This window comes from Pedomonas mirosovicensis (genome assembly GCF_022569295.1).
GTDB classification, from domain to species: domain Bacteria; phylum Pseudomonadota; class Alphaproteobacteria; order Sphingomonadales; family Sphingomonadaceae; genus Pedomonas; species Pedomonas mirosovicensis.
In genome coordinates this window covers 1,455,002-1,472,733 of record NZ_JAKFIA010000001.1, presented here as the reverse complement: position 1 = coordinate 1,472,733, position 17,732 = coordinate 1,455,002, and the positions used below count along the sequence as shown (strand labels likewise).

The window sequence follows — 17,732 nt, the reverse complement described above, 5'->3', positions numbered from 1 at the left end:
TAGGAGACCCCTAAAATGACGGCCCTTCTTTACCAGATCGATGAGCGCGGCGTGGCGTACCTGACGCTGGATCGCCCGGACCTGCACAACGCCTTCAACGAGGAGCTGATCGCGGAGCTGAGCGACGCCTTTACCGACCTCGCCTCCCACGACCGGGTGCGCGCGGTGGTGCTGCAGGGCAACGGCGCGTCGTTCTCGGCGGGCGCGGACCTGGACTGGATGCGCCGCGCCGCCCACTATGACGAGCTGAAAAATCTGGAAGACGCCCAGCGCCTCTCGGACATGCTGTACCTCATGGACAGCTGCCCCAAGCCGATCATCGCCAAGGTGCATGGCAATGCCTACGGCGGCGGCGTTGGCCTCATCGCCTGCGCCGACATCGCCATCGCGGTGGAAAAGGCCCGCTTCGCTTTGACCGAGGTGCGGCTAGGCCTTATTCCGGCGGCCATTTCGCCCTTCGTGCTGAAGGCCATCGGCCCGCGCCAGGCGCGGCGCTACTTCCTCACCGCCGAGCCGATTTCAGCCGCCTGCGCCAAGGATATCGGCCTTGTCCATCAGGTGGTGGCGGATGAGACAAGCCTGCACGATCAGGTGGAAATCACCATCGGCCTCTTGCTCGGCAACGCGCCGGGGGCTGTCTCCGCCGCCAAGGCGCTGGTGCACGATTTCGCCGAACGGCCAATCACGCCCGAGCTTCGCTCGGAGACCGCCCGCCGCATCGCCTCGCTTCGCACCTCGCAGGAGGGGCAGGAAGGCATTGCCGCATTTCTTGAAAAGCGCCGTCCGAACTGGGTCCATTGATGCGTCGAATCCTGATCGCCAACCGGGGCGAGATCGCCCGCCGGATCATCCGCACCGCCCGCCTGATGGGCATTGAAACCGTCGCCGTCTATTCGGATGCGGACGCCAACGCGCCGCACGTTCGCGAGGCAACGCTCGCCGTTCACATCGGCCCCGCGCCCGCAACCGAAAGCTACCTGCGCGCCGATAAAATCATTGAAGCCGCGCTGAAAACCGGCAGCGACGCCATCCACCCCGGCTATGGCTTTCTCTCCGAGAACGCCGCCTTTGCCGACGCCTGCCTTGGGGCCGGGCTCATTTTTATCGGCCCCGGCGCAGACGCCATCCGCGCCATGGGCCTCAAGGACGGGGCCAAGCGCCTGATGCGGCAGGCGGGCGTGCCGATCGTCCCCGGCTATCAGGGCGATGACCAGAGCCTCGACCGGCTCCAGCGCTCCGCCAACGCCATCGGCTACCCCATTCTCATCAAGGCGGTGGCGGGCGGCGGCGGCAAGGGCATGCGCCGCGTCGATGATGCGGACAGCTTCGCCGACGCCCTGCTGGCCGCCAAGCGCGAGGCGGCCCGCGCCTTCGGCAACGACAGCGTGCTCATCGAAAAATACCTCACCCAGCCGCGCCACGTGGAAGTGCAGGTGTTCGCCGACACCCACGGCAACGTCGTTCACCTGTTCGAGCGCGACTGCTCCCTCCAGCGCCGTCACCAGAAGGTGGTGGAGGAAGCCCCCGCCCCCGGCCTGCCGGAGAGCATCCGCAAGGCCATGGGCGAGGCGGCGGTGAAGGCCGCCAAGGCGATCAATTACGTCGGCGCGGGCACGGTCGAATTTATTCTCGACGTGTCGGAGGGCATCGAAAAAGCGCCCTTCTATTTCATGGAAATGAACACCCGCCTGCAGGTGGAGCACCCGGTCACCGAATTTATCACCGGCTATGATCTGGTGGAGTGGCAGATCCGCGTCGCACGGGGCGAGGCGCTGCCCGCCAAGCAGAAGGACATCAGGATCCACGGCCACGCGGTCGAGGTGCGCCTTTATGCGGAGGACGCCGAGGGCGGGTTCCTTCCCTCCACCGGCCGGCTGGAGCGGCTGCATCTGCCCGCCAACCAGGCCGGCGTGCGCGTGGACAGCGGCGTTGAGGAAGGCCAGGAAATCACGGTTCACTACGACCCGATGATCGCCAAGCTCATCGCCCACGGCACGGACCGCACGGTCGCCATCGACCGGCTTGTCAACGCGCTGGACGCCACCATCGCCGTCGGCCCCAAGACCAACCGGGGGTTCCTCGCCCGCCTTATCGGCCACCCGGCCTTCCGCGCCGAGGAAATCGACACCGGATTTATCGAGCGCCACATGGGCGAGCTCGCGCCCATCATCAACGTGCCGGATCGGCTGCTGGCGCTCGCCGCGCTCGCCGCCGCCACGCCGCGCGCCGCGCCGGACATGTCCTCGCCGTGGACCGCGCTGCGCTCCTGGCGGCTGAACCTGCCCTACCGGCAGAGCGTCGATCTGTTCCTGCCAGACAATACCAAGCGCACCGTCACCCTCACCCGCACGGCGGAAGGCATGATTTCCGTCGGCGGATTGGATGAACCACTGCTTGCCAGCCCCGCCTGGCGCGACGACTACCGCTTCGAGGTGGACTTCTCCGGCAGCCTGGCCCGCGCCACCGTGCTCGCGCACGAACATTCGCTGGAAGTGCGCGTGGGCGGTCTCACCTTCCACTTCGGCCTGCGCGACAATGCGGAAGGCGATAAGGGCGCGCTGCCGCGCGACGGCAAGCTCATGGCCCCCATGCCCGGCAAGGTGCTCGGCATTTTCGTCAAGCCCGGCCAGAGCGTCGAGGCGGGCGACCGCCTGCTGGTGCTGGAGGCGATGAAAATGGAACACCGCCTCACCGCGCCTGCCGCAGGCACCGTCAAGGCCGTGCATATCGGGGAAAACGATCAGGTACCCGAAGGCCGCCTGCTCATCGAACTGGATGTGGAGCAGGCATCGGCATGAAGGGCACGGCCCGATAAAAATGAATGGGAGGCGCAGGGGGATAGCCCTCCTGCGAAAAAGGACAAACGGAAATAACCCGATCTGGGGGGACGAAAAAAATGACCATGAACAGCCTGCGTTTTGACCACGGCGAGACCATCGACATGCTGCGCGAGACGGTGGCCGCCTTTGCGCGCGATGAGATTGCGCCGCGTGCGGAGGAGATTGATCGCACCAACACGTTCGCGCGGGATTTGTGGCCGAAGCTGGGCGCGCTCGGCCTGCACGGCATCACGGTGCCGGAGGAAAGCGGCGGCTCGGGTCTTGGGTATCTGGCGCATTGCGTGGCGATGGAGGAGATCAGCCGGGCCAGCGCCAGCATCGGGCTTTCCTACGGCGCGCACTCGAACCTGTGCATCAACCAGATCAACCGCTGGGGCACGAAGGAGCAGAAGGAGAAATATCTCCCCAAGCTTATTTCCGGCGAGCATGTAGGCGCGCTTGCCATGTCCGAACCCGGCGCGGGATCTGACGTGGTGTCGATGAAGCTGCGCGCTGAAAAGCGCAACGATCGCTTCGTGCTCAACGGCAATAAAATGTGGATCACCAATGGTCCGATTGCCGAGACGCTGGTGGTCTACGCCAAGACGGACGTGAACGCCGGCCCACGCGGCATCACGGCGTTCCTCATTGAAAAGTCCTTCAAGGGCTTTTCCACCGCGCAGAAGCTGGACAAGCTGGGCATGCGCGGCTCTGACACCTGCGAGCTGGTGTTTGAGGACTGCGAGGTGCCTTACGAGAATATTCTCGGCGAGGAGGGCAAGGGCGCGGCCGTTCTGATGTCCGGCCTCGATTATGAGCGGGTGGTGCTGGCGGGCGGCCCGCTTGGCATCATGCAGGCGGCGATGGACGTGGTGGTGCCTTACGTGCACGAGCGCCAGCAGTTCGGCCAGCCCATCGGCACCTTCCAGCTGATGCAGGGCAAGCTGGCGGACATGTACACGACGCTGAACGCCTGCCGCGCTTATGTTTATGCCGTGGCGCAGGCGTGCGACCGGGGCGAGACCACCCGTAAGGACGCCGCCGGATGCATTCTCTACGCCGCCGAAAAAGCCACGCAGGTGGCGCTCGACGCCATCCAGTGCCTGGGCGGCAACGGTTACATCAACGATTACCCGACCGGCCGCCTGCTGCGCGATGCGAAACTCTACGAGATCGGCGCGGGCACGTCTGAAATCCGCCGCTATCTCATCGGCCGCGAACTGTTCGAGGAGACGGCGTAAGCGCCTCTCCTCCCGATTATCGATTTTTTGTCAGCAACCTGTCTGTCCAACAAAGGCCTTGAGGCCGGGTTCTCCCCGGCCTCTTTTTTTATGCCTGATTTTCTCGTCACTCGGTGCGAAACCGCTGCCCGATAAAGATGCAAAGGGCCGCGAACGCCACCAGCCCCACCATGCCGCCCAACCAGGCGTAGGTGGCGGCATATCCCACCGTTGCGATTGCGGGCTGGGTGATAATAGGCGAGATGAACTGGCCAATGAAAATACTGGCCGTCAGCCCGCCGGAGACACGGCCTCGCACCCTTGCCGGAGCTTTCTGCAATGCGGCGGAGGCCAGATTGGGCATGATAAGCCCCAGCCCTGCGCCCACCATTGCCATTGCCCCCAGCGCATCGCCGAAGCCGCCGGCACGGGCGGTCAGCAAAAGCCCCGTCGCCAGCAACGCAAAGCCGAAGGCAAATACCAGGGTCAGCCCCAACCGTGCGCGCACGCGGGTGTAAGCGAACGCCATAATGGCCGACACCACATTGACCATGCCGATGGCAAGGCCGGCCCGGCTGGGTTCGGGAACGCCCAACGTATGCAGGAAGAACGGCAGCTGGGTCGGCATGGCGTAGAAGGCAACGCTGTTGGCGATCGCCGCAAAAAATACGCCTGCCAGCCCCACCCATAGCGCCGCGCCGGATGTCTCGTCAGACGGGCCCGCCTCGCCCCGGCGCGTGGCGGCGGGCGGCTCGGCCAGAAAAAGCGCGATGGCAGGAAGCAAGATCAGGGAGAGGCCATAGATGGCAAACGGCGCCCGCCAGTGGCTTTCCGCCAGAACACCGCCAACGGTTAGAAACACAATGCCGCCAAGGCTGGTGAAACCCGCCTGCAACCCCATGAACCGGCTGCGCGCGGCACCCAGGAAATAATCGCCCACCAGCGCCGTGGTTGCCGTCATGACGCCCGCCACCGCCACGCCCAGCAGCGCCCGGCCCACGAGCAGGCTCGGCAAGGTATCAAGCACCAGGCCGGACAGGCCTGCGACCCCATAAAGCGCCACGGCGCTGAGCAGCAGCGGGCGCCGGCCCCAGCGGTCTGCCACCAACCCGGCCAGCGGCGCGCACAGGGCAATGAACAGCGCGGGCATGGTCAGCACCAGCCGGGTGAGCAGCGCCGCATGTCCCTGTCCCGCAAACCGTGCCTCCAGCGCCGGCAGCGAGGGGGCGATGGTCGCCCCGGCCATGATGGTGAGGCTACTCGCCAGCAACAGCACCAGCCCCCGCCATTTCTCACCCTCGCGCACGGGCGGCGGCATGCCATTGTTTATCGGCACCAGCGCCCGGCCAGGGGCAAGCGGCGGCAGCCTGAATTCCAGCTCCGCCCTCACGCCGCCTTCTCCCCATAAGACATTGCCTGTCGCCCGCGATGCAGGGCCGCTGCCCACCAGTGCAGTCGGTTCAGCACGAAAGCCAGGGTCTTGCCCGGCCCCTCGGGCTCCTTCATCTGACCTGCGTCGTCGAACAGCGTCCAGGCATTCGGCAGCGCCACGGAATCGCGAATGGTGACCGCATGCAATTCGGCGAAGACCTGCCGCAGCTGTTCCACCGCCCGCAGCCCGCCCGATATGCCGCCATAGGAAATGAACGCCACCGGCTTGGCCTGCCATTCGCTGTAAACGGCATCGATGAGGTGCTTCAGCGGCGCAGGGTAGCCGCGGTTATACTCAGGCGTCACCACCAGGAAGGCATCGGCCTTGCCGATCCGCTCCGCCAACTCCCGACGCTCGGGCGTATCCTCGCGAACGTGCCAGGCAGGCGGCGCCATCGTTGCCGGGTCGATCAACTGTACCTCGAACCGGCTGTCCGCCGTAATCTGCTCCATGGCCCAGTCGACAATGGTATCAGCGAAACGCCCCTCCCGCGCGCTGCCGTAAATCAGCGCCAGATTGATCGTCTCTTCCATGAGATGCTCCCTCGTCTTTTGTTTCAGGAGCACTTCTGATAAAACCTCAACCATAGTTGAGGTCAATGGGAATTATTTCGATGACACTCATCGACGGAGCCAAACACAAATCATCGCTTTCCGTGGGCGAGGTTGCGGCCCGCAGCGGCGTTTCCGTCTCCACCCTTCATTTTTATGAAGCCAAGGGGCTGATCCGCAGCGAGCGCAGCGCGGGCAACCAGCGCCGTTATTCCCGCGCCGTACTGCGCCGCATCGGCGTCATCAAGGCCGCGCAGAGGATCGGCATACCGCTCAACGACATCCAGCAGGCGCTCAGCGCCCTGCCGCAGGAAAAACCGACCGCCGAAGACTGGGCCCGTCTCTCCGCCGCCTGGCGTGATGAACTGAATGATCGCATCAATCGCCTCACCCTGCTGCGCGACCGGCTGGATGGCTGCATCGGCTGCGGCTGCCTGTCGGTGAGCAGCTGCCCCTTGCGGAATCCGGACGACAGAGCTGGGCAGAGCGGCCCCGGCCCGCGTTATCTAGAGCCGGGGTTTTCTCCGCCCGCGAGCGGATGAAACTGTTGTCAACGCGGCAGTCGATCCGCGCGAAAGCCGCCCGCCACTGTCTTGCTCAAAACTGGAACAGCCCCAACGCCGCGCGCACCTCCGCCAGTGTTGTCTCCGTGCGGGCGCGGGCCTTTTCCGTGCCCGCCTTGAGAATCGACAGCACATAGCCGGGGTCCTTCGCCAGCTGCGCGCGTCGTTCGCGAATGGGGCGAAGCAGGTTTTGCAGAATATCCTCCAGCCGCCGTTTCACCACCATGTCGCCAAGGCCGCCCCGGCGATAGTGCGCCTTCAGGTCCTCCAGCCCGCTCCGGTCCTCGTCGAACGCGTCGAGATAAGCGAAAACCACATTGCCCTCCACCATGCCGGGGTCGCTGGCGCGCAGATGATCGGGGTCGGTGTACATCTGCCGCACGGCAGCACTGATTTCCTCCGGCGCGGCGGAGAGCGCAATGGCATTGCCCTGGCTCTTGCTCATCTTCGCCTTGCCATCAACGCCTGGCAGACGGCCCATGTTCGGAATGAGCGCCCTGCACTCGGGCAGCACCTCGTGCCCCGCCTGCCGGTTGATGCGACGCACGATCTCGTTGCTCTGCTCGATCATCGGCGCCTGGTCTTCCCCCACCGGCACCAGCGTCGCCTTGAACGCGGTGATGTCCGCCGCCTGCGCGACCGGGTAGCAGAGAAAACCGGCCGGAATATCCCGCTCGAACCCGCGCAGGCGGATTTCCTCCTTCACCGTGGGGTTGCGCTCCAACCGCGCCACGGTGACGAAGTTGAGATAAAGCAGGGTCAACTCCGATAGCGCAGGCAGCAGCGATTGCACGCAGATGGCGGATTTTTGCGGATCGATCCCCACCGCCAGATAATCCAGCGCCACCTCCAGTACGTTGCGGCGCACTTTTTCCGGATCATGAGCATTGTCGGTGAGCGCCTGCGCGTCCGCCAGCAGCAGGAACTGCTCACGGCTTTCCTGCAGGGCGACGCGATTTTTCAGCGAACCCACATAATGGCCCAAATGCAGCGGACCAGTGGTGCGATCGCCGGTCAGGATGATCGGGCGGCGATCGGCCGGATTTTGCGGATGTCCCGTAAGCATGGCGTTTCTCCTGGTATGGAGCCGCCGTGGGAGGATGCGCGGGAGAAAAAATCAACGAACCATGCCAGCCTCACCCCGGCGGCGATGGTCGTTTGAAAAAAGAAAAAGACGACGCGCCGCTCCCTAGAAGGAGCGCCACCAGCGCAGGGCAACGGTGTGAGCGAAAGTCGTCATGCTCAATTTCTTGCCACACCGGCGGGCCGCAATGCAAGCGCCGCGACGGGCGATGGCCTGTGAATTTAGGCTACAGCCCCCAGTCGCATACCAGGCGAGAGGTTTGCTCGTCCCCCGTAATCTCCACCCGGCCGAACGGGGTTTCCTCCGGCGGCACGGAGATCAGCGCCTCCGCCGGCTTGGGGTGAAAGCCGTGGCTTTCCAGAACCGGTTGGGTGCGGGACACCGGAGCATCGAACACGATGGCCATGCCGAAATAATCGCTCTCGATGCCATAGACGCCTTCCACCGCCCGCACCGGCAGACCCAGCCAACGCCCTCGCAGCGCCATGCTGATGGTGGCATGGTCGGCCGCGCGGCTAATGACCATCGGCGCGCCGATTGCGTTCGCGAAGCGGGGCGGCACCACCGGCTGGCGTGGATGGGGCTCATCCCGCTGGTCATAGGATGCCATGGTGTCATAGAGTTGCTTCAGCGGCTCGCCCGGCTCGCACTCCGCCGGATTGGCGAAAACCAGCAGGTCATCCAGCGCCTCCAGCCGAGGCTGGGGTTGCATCTCTTGCCTGCCGTGCGTGCAGGCTCCCAGCAGAGCCGCCGTCCCAAGAGCCAAGGGCCAGCGCATCCGGGCAGTCATCGCCATTTCCGTTCCTGTGGAGCAGGGTTGTTAACCAAATTTAATGGAAAACCAGCCGCCGTGAAGGGCTGCAAGGACGGCAACCTGCATGTTTCCACAAATTTTTTTGCGGCCCGGCCACCAAGGGCCATTGATCGCGCCGCATCGTTTGCCCTACCCCTGCGGTAACGGACGAGGCTTGCGATCCATGACCCGCAGCGACGGCTTGCCCCACCCTGATTTTCCGGTTCTCGCCCGGCGACTCGGCGCGATTCTGGCGGGTGGCCAATCCAGCCGATTCGGGCGCGACAAGGCAGAGGCTTTGCTGGCGGGCAAGCGGCTTATCGACCATGTGGCAGAGCAGCTTGGCCCGCAGGCGGGCAGCCTGGTGGTCATCGGCAGCCCGCCGCGCCAGGGCCACGACACCGTGCCCGACCGTCCTGCCCCTGGCCTTGGCCCGCTGGGCGGTCTCAATGCCGCCCTTCATGAAGCGCAGCGCCGGGGCCTGCCCTGGGTGCTGAGCGTCCCCTGCGATGCCGCCTGCTTTCCCGCTGACCTTGCCGCGCGGCTGGCGGACGGGCTTGGATGCGCCCCGGCCGCCTACGCGCGCAGCGATGAGCGGGACCACCCCACCTTCGGCCTGTGGTCCGTGGCGCTGGCTCCCGTGCTCGATGCCTGGCTCGCCATCGATCGCCCCCCGCGTGAGCGCGCCATCCGCCGCTGGGCGGCAAGCGTTGGCGCGGTTGCCGTCAACCTGCCGGATGGCTCCATCGCCAACATCAACACGCCGGAGGATCTGGCGGCACTGACGCGGACCATGGGCTAAGCCCGCGCTTCAGGTTCGATGCCCTTTGATTAACGTCGGCGAATTTTACACTGCGCCGGCATCCGGTGCGGAGAAGCAACGATTTTCCGCCAGGATAACGACACCTTCGATTTCACCAGCGGCTATTTCACCGCCGCATGGCAGGATGGATTGACGATTGCGATTGAAGGCTACAAGGCAGGAGATGGCGTGGCCGACTATATGGTCAACCTGACCCTCGACATGTATGCGTCAACATATTTTTCGGCAAACTGGGAAGACCATGTTACCCTTCGCCTTGTCAGCCTCATCCCCGGCATCGAGAACCCGGCAGATATAGGGGAAGGCACGCAAATTGTGATGGATCATCTGATCTTCAACGAGAACAGCACGACGGTGCCGGAGCCGGCGGCCCTGGGCCCGCTGGGCTTGGGGGCTATTTTCATCGCGGCCGGACGGCACCGCAAGGCCGCCTGATTTCGCGCGCAGACGGCAAGAGAGCACCCCGGCTTCGGGATACTCCTTCTCCACACCTCACGCTGGAGCCAGGCCGAGCTGGCTTAGCCTTGCCTGCACGAAGGCCACCCGCTCGGCAAGCGATACGCAGGGCAGCGACACCGGCTCGTAGCCATAGGCGATGTAAGTTTCCACCATCGCCTCATAGGTGCGAACCGCCTCGTTCCATGTCTGCTTGCGCTCGCTGTCCTGCCGGAAGATCTCCCGCCACGGTGGGGCAAAGAACACTTGACGGCTATAGCGGAACAGCTGCGCTGCCCGGTCCACATGGGATGGAACGGGCAAGCCGCACAGGCGCAAATATCCCGCCACATCGGGCACACCCCGGTCGAAAATTACCGGGCCTTGCGTGTTCTGCGCCATGCGGTGTGAACGCAGTTCCCAACCCAGCATGAGTTCGGCAAACGCGCGCCGATCTGCCCACGGCAAGGCCTGGCCATCGATAGCCACCTGATCCTGGATAATCGCCCGCCCCGCCTCCGGCGCGCAGGTCAACCCACGGGCAGACAGGGCCTCGACAAGGCTGGTCTTGCCCGACCCCGGCCCGCCGGTGATGACGAACAGGCGATCGCAATGATTATCACCCACATCCATTCCTTCTCTGAAGCGGTTTGGAAATTTTCCAGGAGCGGCAGATTGCCCTTCGGCCTGCCGAACCATGAAACCACGCGCCGGGGCTTGGTCATGCCCGCCTTCCCGATGCGGCGCCTGATCGCTATGATGACGGCCGGGGCTTACTGGGAATGAGGAGAACCGGCCCATGTATGAACTTTGGTCGGCGCGCGGCTCGGGCGGCGCGATCATCGAAGCGATCCTGACGCTGGCCAATGCGCCAGTCCGCATCATCGATGCCCCGCCATGGGAAGACGGGCCGCACCTGGAGAAACTGCGCCAAGTCAATCCACTGGGTCAAGTGCCGGTACTCATCCTGCCGGACGGAACGGTGATGACCGAAAGCGGCGCGATGGTGCTGCTGCTGGGCGAACGCCACCCGGAGGCGGGCGTCGTCCCCGCGCTGGAAGACCCGCTGCGCCCCGCCTTCTTGCGCTGGCTGTTCTTCGTGACCGCCAGCATTTACGCCACCTTCCGCTTCGACGATCATCCTGAGCGTTGGGTATCGGGCGAGGACTGCCGGACAGAACTGCGCGAACGCGTCGGCGCGGCTCGCAAGGCCATGCTTCGCCAGCTGGATGACGAGGCAGGCGCGCCCTTTTTCCTGGGAGATCGTTTCACGGCGCTGGATCTTTACATTGCCACGATGAGCCACTGGAAGCCTCGCCTTGACTGGGTCAGCAAGAACTGCCCCCGGCTTGATGCCATTGTCCGGCGCATCAAGGCCGACCCACGCCTTGAGGGCGTGCTCATCCGGCACTTCGGCTAGAGAAGGCCTCGGTTCGCCAGGGGACCTCCCCCCTTCCACCCCATTCGTTCTCAGAGGCCGCACCCGGTCAAAGCCAATGTGCAGCCACGCGAAGTCCTGCAAGCGCATAGGGCGATAAAGGCCGCGGCCCGATAAAATGAAAAGGAGCGCAAAGGAGCGAAGCCACTGGCTGAGCGCCCCCCTGCAAAACAATACGTTCCAGGCATTGCGCCCATTATACCGGCCGGTGTTCCATGCCATGCGCGGGGGAAATGAACAGCACCAGGCCGGGCGTGTTGACGGTGAGCCGGTGCCAGCAGCCGCATGGCACAAGCACGGAGCCGACCGCATCCAGCGGCAGACGCCGACGTCGCCCGCCATTCTGGTGATCGAGCACCAGGGTAAACGATCCGGTTTCGGCAATAACCAGCCGGTCACCCCTGGAATGGCGTTCCCATGTCGCCATGTCCGCCTCCAGCCAGTAGGCGGAAACGAACCAGCCATTGTCCTCCTGCGCCAGGTGGGATGCAGCCGGGCGGGAAACCGCCGCGCGTCTCTCTGGCGTGGAAGAGGAATCCGCCAGCTCTTCCCAGAACGCCTCGGTGAGCGGCACCGCCGTGGCCCGCCCATGGGCGCCCAGAAAGACATAGGTTTCCGTCAGGTCCAGATTGAGGGTGGACTGGCCTCCCCCTGCCCGGCCCTGACCCGACGCGCCGCCCGGCCGGTCCTTGCTCAGGCTGCCCCCGGCAAGGGGCCATCGGTCTGGCCCGTATGGGTGGCGAAGCTCCAGCGGTAGCCATTCGGGCAGACAAGCGCGGCCATGCGATCGCCCCAGAACATGTCCTGCGGTTCCGCCTCAACCCTGGCCCCGGCGGCCCTGGCCTGGGCGCAGAGCGCATCCACGTCGTCGTGATACAGGTAGAAGGTGACAGGCATGGTAACGCCGAGCGTCGCCGGGCTCTGCGCGGCGCAGCCCTGCGCCCCCTCGGGCGAGAACATCACCGGCGTTTCGCCGCGATACTGCATTTCCACATACTGCGGCGCGCCCTGCTCGTCCCGCACCACCATGCCAGGAGCGAACCCGAAGGCGCGGCTGTAGAAGTCGAGGCTTGCATCGGCATCCTTCACCGTGAGGTAGATGGACAGCCAGGGCATCTGAGGCGCGCGCGGATCAACCCGTTCCCCAGCCTGCGCTGCGTTTATCTGTGCCGTGTTCGCCTGTGCTGCATTGGCGTGGCCGCCATCGACTGAGTGCAGAGTCATATCGTTCCTCCCCATATCCATGCTCTGGCCCGTGCATGCCAGGCCTGCTCTTCAATGCCCCCGTATCCCGGAGCATGAACTTCAATTCATCAAAGCCACGATCAGACTAGAACATTTAGCGAACAGCAACAAGCAGCCCTATAGTCTAATGATCAGCTGGAGCGGCGCGTTGCCGTTGCGGCAAACTCGGCGCGGCTGAGCCGTCGGTCCGCATCCTTGTCCGCCGTGCTGAAGCGGGTAGCCGTGGCGACCGCATATTCCTCAAAGTTCAGCTGGCCGTCGCCATCCTTGTCCAGCCGGTTGAAGCTCTTGCGGCGCAGCGCCAAAAACTCCTCCCGGCTCACGGCGCCATCCTTGTCCCGATCGTAGCGGTTGAAGCGCCGCGCTTCCCGCGCCTCGGCGTTCAGCGATGGACGCGACCGGGCGCTCTGCGGCGCGGCGGACGGCAAGGATGCAGCAGACGGCAAGGGCGCGGCCGATGGCAAGGGCGCGGCCGATGGCAAGGGCGCGGCAGGCGCAGGTAAAGCAGGTGCGGGCCGGAAGGGCGCAGGCGGAGGCGGAGGCTCCTCCCGAGGCGTGGCCAGCCAAAGGAAACCGCCCGCCAGCAACAGCGCCACCCCTGCGCCGGGCAGCAGCCAGCGGGTCACGCGCCCGGCGATGGCGGCCCGCATCTGGACCGTACTCCCTGTCATGGCCAGCTCCGCATGAGGGATGTCTCAGGCGGCCTGCCGGTTCGCCGCGGGGTTCAACCAGCAGACGCCTTGGGAGAGCAGCTTAGCCCATTGTCGCCGTGCCGTCAGCGAGGCAAGAGTCGTAGAAGAAGACGAGCCCGCAGGCCGCCGCGCGTCAGTAACGGCCGGTGGAGCCGGCCCAGAACAGGCTGATCTGGCGGCGAAGCGCGCCCCGCTCCAGATCGGCCGAGCGAATGTCGAAGCCTGCCGCCTTGATGCGGGCGAGATAGTCCCGCACCAGCGGGGCCAGCAGCCAGGCCGGGCGCGACCGCGCCGAGGCCCGCCGCAGCACCGGCCGGGCGGCTTCCAGCGCCTCGGCCGCCGCGGCGTGGACCGCCCGCACAGCGTCCACCACCTCCGCGCCGATTTCGCCCTGATAGAGGCTCTCGGGCTGGAGGCCCACCTTCACCAGTTCGTCGGCGGGCAGCATCACCCGCTGCATGGCGGCGTGAAAGCCGATAGCGCGGATGATGCCGGTCAGCGTCCACGCCTGCCCCACCCAGCGCACCGCCTTGGTGAGCAGCGGATCGGGCGCATGGCCCAGGCATACCCACAGCGCCGCCTCGGCCAGCGCGCCGCCACTGAGGTCCGCATAGGCGCACAGCTCCTGCACGCTGGAGGGCTGCTCGCCATAGACATCGGTCAGCCGCGCCTCGATGCAGCTCTCCAGCAACGCGCGCGGCACGCCCGCCATCACCACATGGGCGCTGATGGCCTCCAGCACCGGATGCGGCCGGGGCGCGCCGGCGTAGGCGGTCTCCACCCCCTCGCGCCACCAGGTGAGGCGGATATCACCCAGCATGGGCTGGGAGACCTGCTCGCGCACCCGTGCAAGCTCCACATTGAAGGCATAAAGCGCAAACAGCGCCGGCCGCGCGGACTCAGCCGCATAAAGCGCCGTGAGATACCGGTCGTGATCCTGCTCGCGGACAAGCTCCGCGCAATGGGCATCTGCTTTCTGCATTCGTCGCACCTAAACGCCTGACCGCCGACATGCAACAACGCCTTGCCGCTTGTGGGCAGGAATGGGGCAATTCCGGCCTGCTGCTGCCACATTCGCGGGGCTCTCTGAAAGGTGAGCAGAAGATCAGCCGTTTCCAATCCCTGACTCACTCAGAGGAGAGTGAACGATGAAGCCCTATCTTCTTATCGCCGCAACAGGCCTCGCCCTCACCCCTGCGCTTGCCCCCTCGCTCGCCAACGCCCAGTCTGCCCAGCCCGAGCTGTTCAACGGCCCTTATGCCGGCGCCGAGATCGGCTGGGAAGACAACCGTGGCGATTTGGGCAACGGTTTCAACTACGGTGTCTTTGGTGGTTACAACGCCCAGGTTGCGCCCCAGATCGTCGCGGGCGTCGAGGCCAAGGCGGCGCTGTCCACCGCCGACGGCGACATCGGCCCGGATGACGAAATCCGGGCGGGCCGCTCGTTCGGCATTGCCGGCCGGGTTGGCTATCTGGCCGCCCCCACCACCCTGTTCTTCGGCAAGGTGGGCTATGAGAACGTCCGCACCCGCCTGGAGTACAACCCCGATCCGCTGGGGCTCGACAACGGCTTCAATAACGACGCCATCGTCCTCGGCGGCGGCGTTGAATATGCCATCATGCCCTCGGCCACCTTGCGCGTTGGCTACGACTATACCAACGGCGAGGATGGCTTCCGCCGCCATCAGATCAAGTCGGGCATAGCCTTCCACTTCTAGGCGATTATCCCGTCTTTTCTGACGGCCCGTCTTCTGTTCCGCGTCCCCTCCCCACGGCCGCCCCGGTTTCCCGCCCGGGCGGCCGTCTCGACTCTGCCTGGAAGCGCTTCGGCGGTCAAAAGCCCTCCTTATCTGAACCGAAAATGAACGGAAAAGCGCTTTTAAATCAAATGCTTCATACTTCCGCCTAGGCAGATTGTTACACTTCCATGTCAGCCCGTCGCTTCGTCAAAACGTTTCGCCGCCATGGACCCGAAATGAGGCAAAAACGGCTTCATTCCGGCCATTTGCCGCCACAATCGGCTCCGATCTCGGATGCACGGGAGGCCCCCTCCTTCCGGAAGTCCATGAGGAGTATCATTATGAAGACCTATCTTCTCGCGGCCGCTGCCGCTCTTAGCATGACCCCCGCTCTCGCCCACGCCGAGGCTTTCAACGGCGCTTACGGCGGCGTTGAACTGGGCTGGGAAGACACCCACGGTGCAATTGGCCAGGGCCTCACCTATGGCGTGATCGCCGGCTACAACAAGAAGGTTGCCGACCGCCTGGTGCTGGGCGTTGAGGGCAATGCTGCCCTGTCGACCGCCGACGAGACCTTCGGCGCCGGCGCCGATGAGGCCGAGGTCGAGGCTGGCCGTACGTTCGGCATCGCCGCCCGCGTCGGCGTGCTGCCGCTTGAGAACACCATGGTCTACGGCAAGATCGGTTATGACAACATCCGCACCAAGGTGAAGTACGCGGACGATAAGGACGGCTTCAACACCGACGCCCTGGTTCTGGGCGGCGGCGTCGAGTACGCCATCACCCCGCAGGCCACCGTGCGCGTGGGCTACGACTACACCAATGGCGAGGAAGGCTACCGCCGCCATCAGGTGAAGACCGGCGTGGCTTTCCACTTCTAGTCCGGTCAGGCCTGCCTGTCCCGGCCCCCCGTAGGGATCAGGCACGCCGGAGGAACGGCCGCCCAGGCACTGCCTGGGCGGCCGTTTCTGTTTGGGGCACCTTCTATTTGCCGCCCTGTTCCTCGCCAGCCCCGCCCTCCTGCTTCAGGCGATCGGCAAGGCGCTGCGCCGAAGCTTCCGCATAGGCCGCGCACGCCTTGGGGTCGATGAAGGGGTTTGTCTCCGGCTGTTCGCCCAGCCGGGCAAGCTTGGCATCCCAGGCCGGCTGGTCCGGATGGGCCGTAATCAGGATATCGCATGGCACGGCGCGCATCCGCGCGAAACTGCGGCCATAAGCCTCCACGATTTCCTGATGCGCGGAATCGGAAAAGCGATAGTCGTCCGGCGCAACCGGATTGAGGCTGGAGGCGAATACCACATTGGCGCAGCGCTTCCCCTCGCAGCTTTGCCACGCCCAGCTCATCGAGCCCGCCGTGTGGCCCGGCGTCGCCACGGCCGTTACCGTGGTATCGCCAAGCGTTATCGTGTCCCCGTCCTGAACGACGCGCACCCCGCGCACGGCCGGAAACGGCGGCAGCCAGGAGAACTGGGGATCATCCGGCCCGCTCCACCCCGCTTCCAGCACCTTGGCCCCCTCCGGGCTCGCAACCACGGTTGCGCCCGTATCCCGCGCCAGCGCCGCCAGCCCACCGGCATGGTCGTAGTGCGGCTCGGTGCTGAGGATCAGCTTGATGTCGCGAAGCGAGAAGCCGAGCTGGCGGATATTCTCCTCGATCATCGGCACCGCCTGCGGCACCGCGCCATCGATGAGGATAAGCCCGTCCTTGGTGTCGATCAGCGCCACGCTGAGGCCGCCGAAGCCGACGAAGTAGGTGCTGCCAAAAAGGCGCTCCGGCGTTTTGGGCGTCAGCCACCTGCTTGCAAAGTCAGGCGCGATCGGGCGCAAAAGCGGATCGTCACCGGCCTGCGCCGGCAGGATGGCGGCCACCATTATCCCAATCAAGCTCATGGCTAATCGCATCGAGCGTCTCCAAATCCTCTCTGTTCGGCTGATGCCTGCACAGTGCCGAACGGAGCGGCGCGCGACAAAGCATCATTTCTCGACAGAGCCATGAAATTATTTCATGTTTTATAGATGGACCGCGCCCAACTTCCCCTCAATGCGCTGCGCGCCTTCGAGGCCGCTGCCCGCCACCTCAGCTTCACCCGCGCAGCGGCTGAGCTGTGCGTCAGCCAGGGGGCGGTGAGCCATCAGGTCGCCCAACTGGAACGCCGCCTCGGCACGCCCCTGTTCCGCCGCCTGCCGCGCGGCCTTGCCCTCACTGACGAGGGACAGGCGCTTGTCCCCGTTGTCGCCGACGCCTTCGACCGGATCGGCGGTACGCTCGACCGCTTTGCCGGCGGTCACCTGCGCGAGGTGCTCACCCTCGGCGTCGTCGGCACCTTCGCCGTCGGCTGGCTTCTGGCGCGCATCGACGACTTCTCCCGCCTCCACCCGCACATCGACCTGCGGCTTCTCACCAACAACAACCGCGTCGACCTGGCGGGCGAAGGGCTGGACCTCGCCATCCGCTTCGGCGACGGTGCCTGGCACGGCACCCACGCCGACCACCTCATGGACGCGCCGCTGACGCCCCTATGCGCCTCGTCCCTCGCCGCCCGCCTCACCCATCCGGAGGACCTCGCCCGCGAGACCCTGCTGCGCTCCTACCGCGCTGACGAGTGGCCGCGCTGGTTCGAAGCCGCAGGCATGCGCTGCCCACCGCTCAAGGGCGCGGTGTTCGACAGCTCTGCCCTCATGGTCGCCTCGGCCACCCTTGGGCGCGGCGTTGCGCTGGCGCCGCCCGCCATGTTCGAGCAAGACCTGCGAACCGAGCGTCTCGTGCGCCCCTTTCCCATCGAAATCCACTGCGGCAGCTACTGGCTCACCCGCCTCATGTCCCGGCAGGACACCCCCGCCATGGCCGCCTTCCGCCAGTGGTTGAAGGATACGGTCTGAAGCGGGATCGCCGCTTCC

The 17,732-nt window shown here is 65.3% G+C and carries 21 protein-coding genes; 11 read left to right on the top strand and 10 right to left on the bottom strand.

Going from position 1 to position 17,732, the window contains the following annotated elements; all coding sequences use genetic code 11:
• The first annotated feature begins 15 nt into the window (after positions 1-15).
• The 3 genes from L0C21_RS07085 (at position 16) to L0C21_RS07075 (ending at position 4,060) form a co-directional block, all read left to right on the top strand.
• Positions 16-801: an enoyl-CoA hydratase/isomerase family protein gene (locus L0C21_RS07085; protein WP_259277692.1), complete on the top strand. Its 786-nt coding sequence runs from the start codon at positions 16-18 to the stop codon at positions 799-801.
• Positions 801-2,798 (top strand): acetyl/propionyl/methylcrotonyl-CoA carboxylase subunit alpha, encoded by a 1,998-nt coding sequence (locus tag L0C21_RS07080; protein ID WP_259277691.1) that lies wholly within the window; start codon positions 801-803, stop codon positions 2,796-2,798. Before L0C21_RS07085 ends, L0C21_RS07080 begins: the two co-directional genes overlap by 1 nt.
• 104 nt (positions 2,799-2,902) lie before the next feature.
• Positions 2,903-4,060, top strand: coding sequence for an isovaleryl-CoA dehydrogenase (locus tag L0C21_RS07075; RefSeq protein WP_310593384.1), 1,158 nt, complete (start codon positions 2,903-2,905; stop codon positions 4,058-4,060).
• A gap of 106 nt (positions 4,061-4,166) precedes the next feature.
• Here the strand turns inward: L0C21_RS07075 and L0C21_RS07070 are convergent, their stop codons facing one another.
• Together L0C21_RS07070 and L0C21_RS07065 are read right to left on the bottom strand one after the other, a co-directional pair.
• Positions 4,167-5,429: an MFS transporter gene (locus tag L0C21_RS07070; protein ID WP_259277689.1), complete on the bottom strand. Its 1,263-nt coding sequence runs from the start codon at positions 5,427-5,429 to the stop codon at positions 4,167-4,169.
• Positions 5,426-6,004 carry an NADPH-dependent FMN reductase gene (locus L0C21_RS07065; protein ID WP_259277688.1) on the bottom strand — a complete coding sequence of 193 codons (579 nt, stop codon included), beginning with the start codon at positions 6,002-6,004 and terminating at the stop codon, positions 5,426-5,428. Before L0C21_RS07065 ends, L0C21_RS07070 begins: the two co-directional genes overlap by 4 nt.
• Before the next feature lie 80 nt (positions 6,005-6,084).
• Between L0C21_RS07065 and soxR the strand changes: the two genes are divergently transcribed.
• Complete coding sequence (gene soxR, locus L0C21_RS07060; RefSeq protein ID WP_259277687.1) at positions 6,085-6,564, top strand: redox-sensitive transcriptional activator SoxR; 480 nt, start codon at positions 6,085-6,087, stop codon at positions 6,562-6,564.
• Between the two features lie 55 nt (positions 6,565-6,619).
• Here the strand turns inward: soxR and trpS are convergent, their stop codons facing one another.
• The gene (gene trpS, locus L0C21_RS07055; RefSeq protein ID WP_259277686.1) at positions 6,620-7,651 is read right to left on the bottom strand and encodes a tryptophan--tRNA ligase; all 1,032 of its coding nucleotides are present in this window, start codon (positions 7,649-7,651) and stop codon (positions 6,620-6,622) included.
• Between the two features lie 244 nt (positions 7,652-7,895).
• Positions 7,896-8,465, bottom strand: a complete 570-nt coding sequence (locus L0C21_RS07050; protein WP_259277685.1) for a hypothetical protein — start codon at positions 8,463-8,465, stop codon at positions 7,896-7,898.
• A 181-nt stretch (positions 8,466-8,646) separates the two neighbouring features.
• Between L0C21_RS07050 and mobA the strand changes: the two genes are divergently transcribed.
• Positions 8,647-9,264 carry a molybdenum cofactor guanylyltransferase gene (gene mobA / locus L0C21_RS07045; RefSeq protein WP_259277684.1) on the top strand — a complete coding sequence of 206 codons (618 nt, stop codon included), beginning with the start codon at positions 8,647-8,649 and terminating at the stop codon, positions 9,262-9,264.
• A gap of 150 nt (positions 9,265-9,414) precedes the next feature.
• Entirely contained in the window at positions 9,415-9,720 is a 306-nt protein-coding gene (locus tag L0C21_RS07040; protein WP_259277683.1) for a PEP-CTERM sorting domain-containing protein, read from the top strand.
• Positions 9,721-9,777: 57 nt separating this feature from the next.
• Here L0C21_RS07040 and L0C21_RS07035 read toward each other — a convergent pair whose 3' ends face one another.
• Positions 9,778-10,347, bottom strand: a complete 570-nt coding sequence (locus L0C21_RS07035) for an AAA family ATPase (protein ID WP_259277682.1) — start codon at positions 10,345-10,347, stop codon at positions 9,778-9,780.
• Here L0C21_RS07035 and L0C21_RS07030 point away from each other — a divergent pair.
• Positions 10,333-10,506: a hypothetical protein gene (locus tag L0C21_RS07030; RefSeq protein WP_259277681.1), complete on the top strand. Its 174-nt coding sequence runs from the start codon at positions 10,333-10,335 to the stop codon at positions 10,504-10,506. The two genes, L0C21_RS07035 and L0C21_RS07030, sit on opposite strands and share 15 nt — an antisense overlap.
• A gap of 13 nt (positions 10,507-10,519) precedes the next feature.
• Positions 10,520-11,140: a glutathione S-transferase family protein gene (locus L0C21_RS07025; protein ID WP_259277680.1), complete on the top strand. Its 621-nt coding sequence runs from the start codon at positions 10,520-10,522 to the stop codon at positions 11,138-11,140.
• Between the two features lie 214 nt (positions 11,141-11,354).
• On the opposite strand, the gene L0C21_RS07020 is transcribed toward L0C21_RS07025, so the two are convergent.
• From L0C21_RS07020 to L0C21_RS07005, 4 genes are all read right to left on the bottom strand, one after another.
• The gene (locus L0C21_RS07020) at positions 11,355-11,732 is read right to left on the bottom strand and encodes a cupin domain-containing protein (protein ID WP_259277679.1); all 378 of its coding nucleotides are present in this window, start codon (positions 11,730-11,732) and stop codon (positions 11,355-11,357) included.
• 119 nt (positions 11,733-11,851) lie between these two features.
• The gene (locus tag L0C21_RS07015) at positions 11,852-12,382 is read right to left on the bottom strand and encodes a VOC family protein (protein WP_259277678.1); all 531 of its coding nucleotides are present in this window, start codon (positions 12,380-12,382) and stop codon (positions 11,852-11,854) included.
• Positions 12,383-12,534: 152 nt separating this feature from the next.
• Positions 12,535-13,074 carry an EF-hand domain-containing protein gene (locus tag L0C21_RS07010; RefSeq protein ID WP_259277677.1) on the bottom strand — a complete coding sequence of 180 codons (540 nt, stop codon included), beginning with the start codon at positions 13,072-13,074 and terminating at the stop codon, positions 12,535-12,537.
• Between the two features lie 154 nt (positions 13,075-13,228).
• The gene (locus tag L0C21_RS07005; RefSeq protein ID WP_259277676.1) at positions 13,229-14,077 is read right to left on the bottom strand and encodes a phytoene/squalene synthase family protein; all 849 of its coding nucleotides are present in this window, start codon (positions 14,075-14,077) and stop codon (positions 13,229-13,231) included.
• A 166-nt stretch (positions 14,078-14,243) separates the two neighbouring features.
• Between L0C21_RS07005 and L0C21_RS07000 the strand changes: the two genes are divergently transcribed.
• Positions 14,244-14,813 carry an outer membrane protein gene (locus tag L0C21_RS07000; protein ID WP_259277675.1) on the top strand — a complete coding sequence of 190 codons (570 nt, stop codon included), beginning with the start codon at positions 14,244-14,246 and terminating at the stop codon, positions 14,811-14,813.
• 362 nt (positions 14,814-15,175) lie between these two features.
• The gene (locus L0C21_RS06995; RefSeq protein WP_259277674.1) at positions 15,176-15,715 is read left to right on the top strand and encodes an outer membrane protein; all 540 of its coding nucleotides are present in this window, start codon (positions 15,176-15,178) and stop codon (positions 15,713-15,715) included.
• A 103-nt stretch (positions 15,716-15,818) separates the two neighbouring features.
• Here L0C21_RS06995 and bla read toward each other — a convergent pair whose 3' ends face one another.
• Positions 15,819-16,724: a subclass B3 metallo-beta-lactamase gene (gene bla, locus L0C21_RS06990; RefSeq protein ID WP_259277673.1), complete on the bottom strand. Its 906-nt coding sequence runs from the start codon at positions 16,722-16,724 to the stop codon at positions 15,819-15,821.
• A 126-nt stretch (positions 16,725-16,850) separates the two neighbouring features.
• On the opposite strand from bla, the gene L0C21_RS06985 reads away from it, so the two are divergent.
• The gene (locus L0C21_RS06985) at positions 16,851-17,714 is read left to right on the top strand and encodes a LysR family transcriptional regulator (RefSeq protein WP_259277672.1); all 864 of its coding nucleotides are present in this window, start codon (positions 16,851-16,853) and stop codon (positions 17,712-17,714) included.
• Positions 17,715-17,732: the final 18 nt, after the last annotated feature.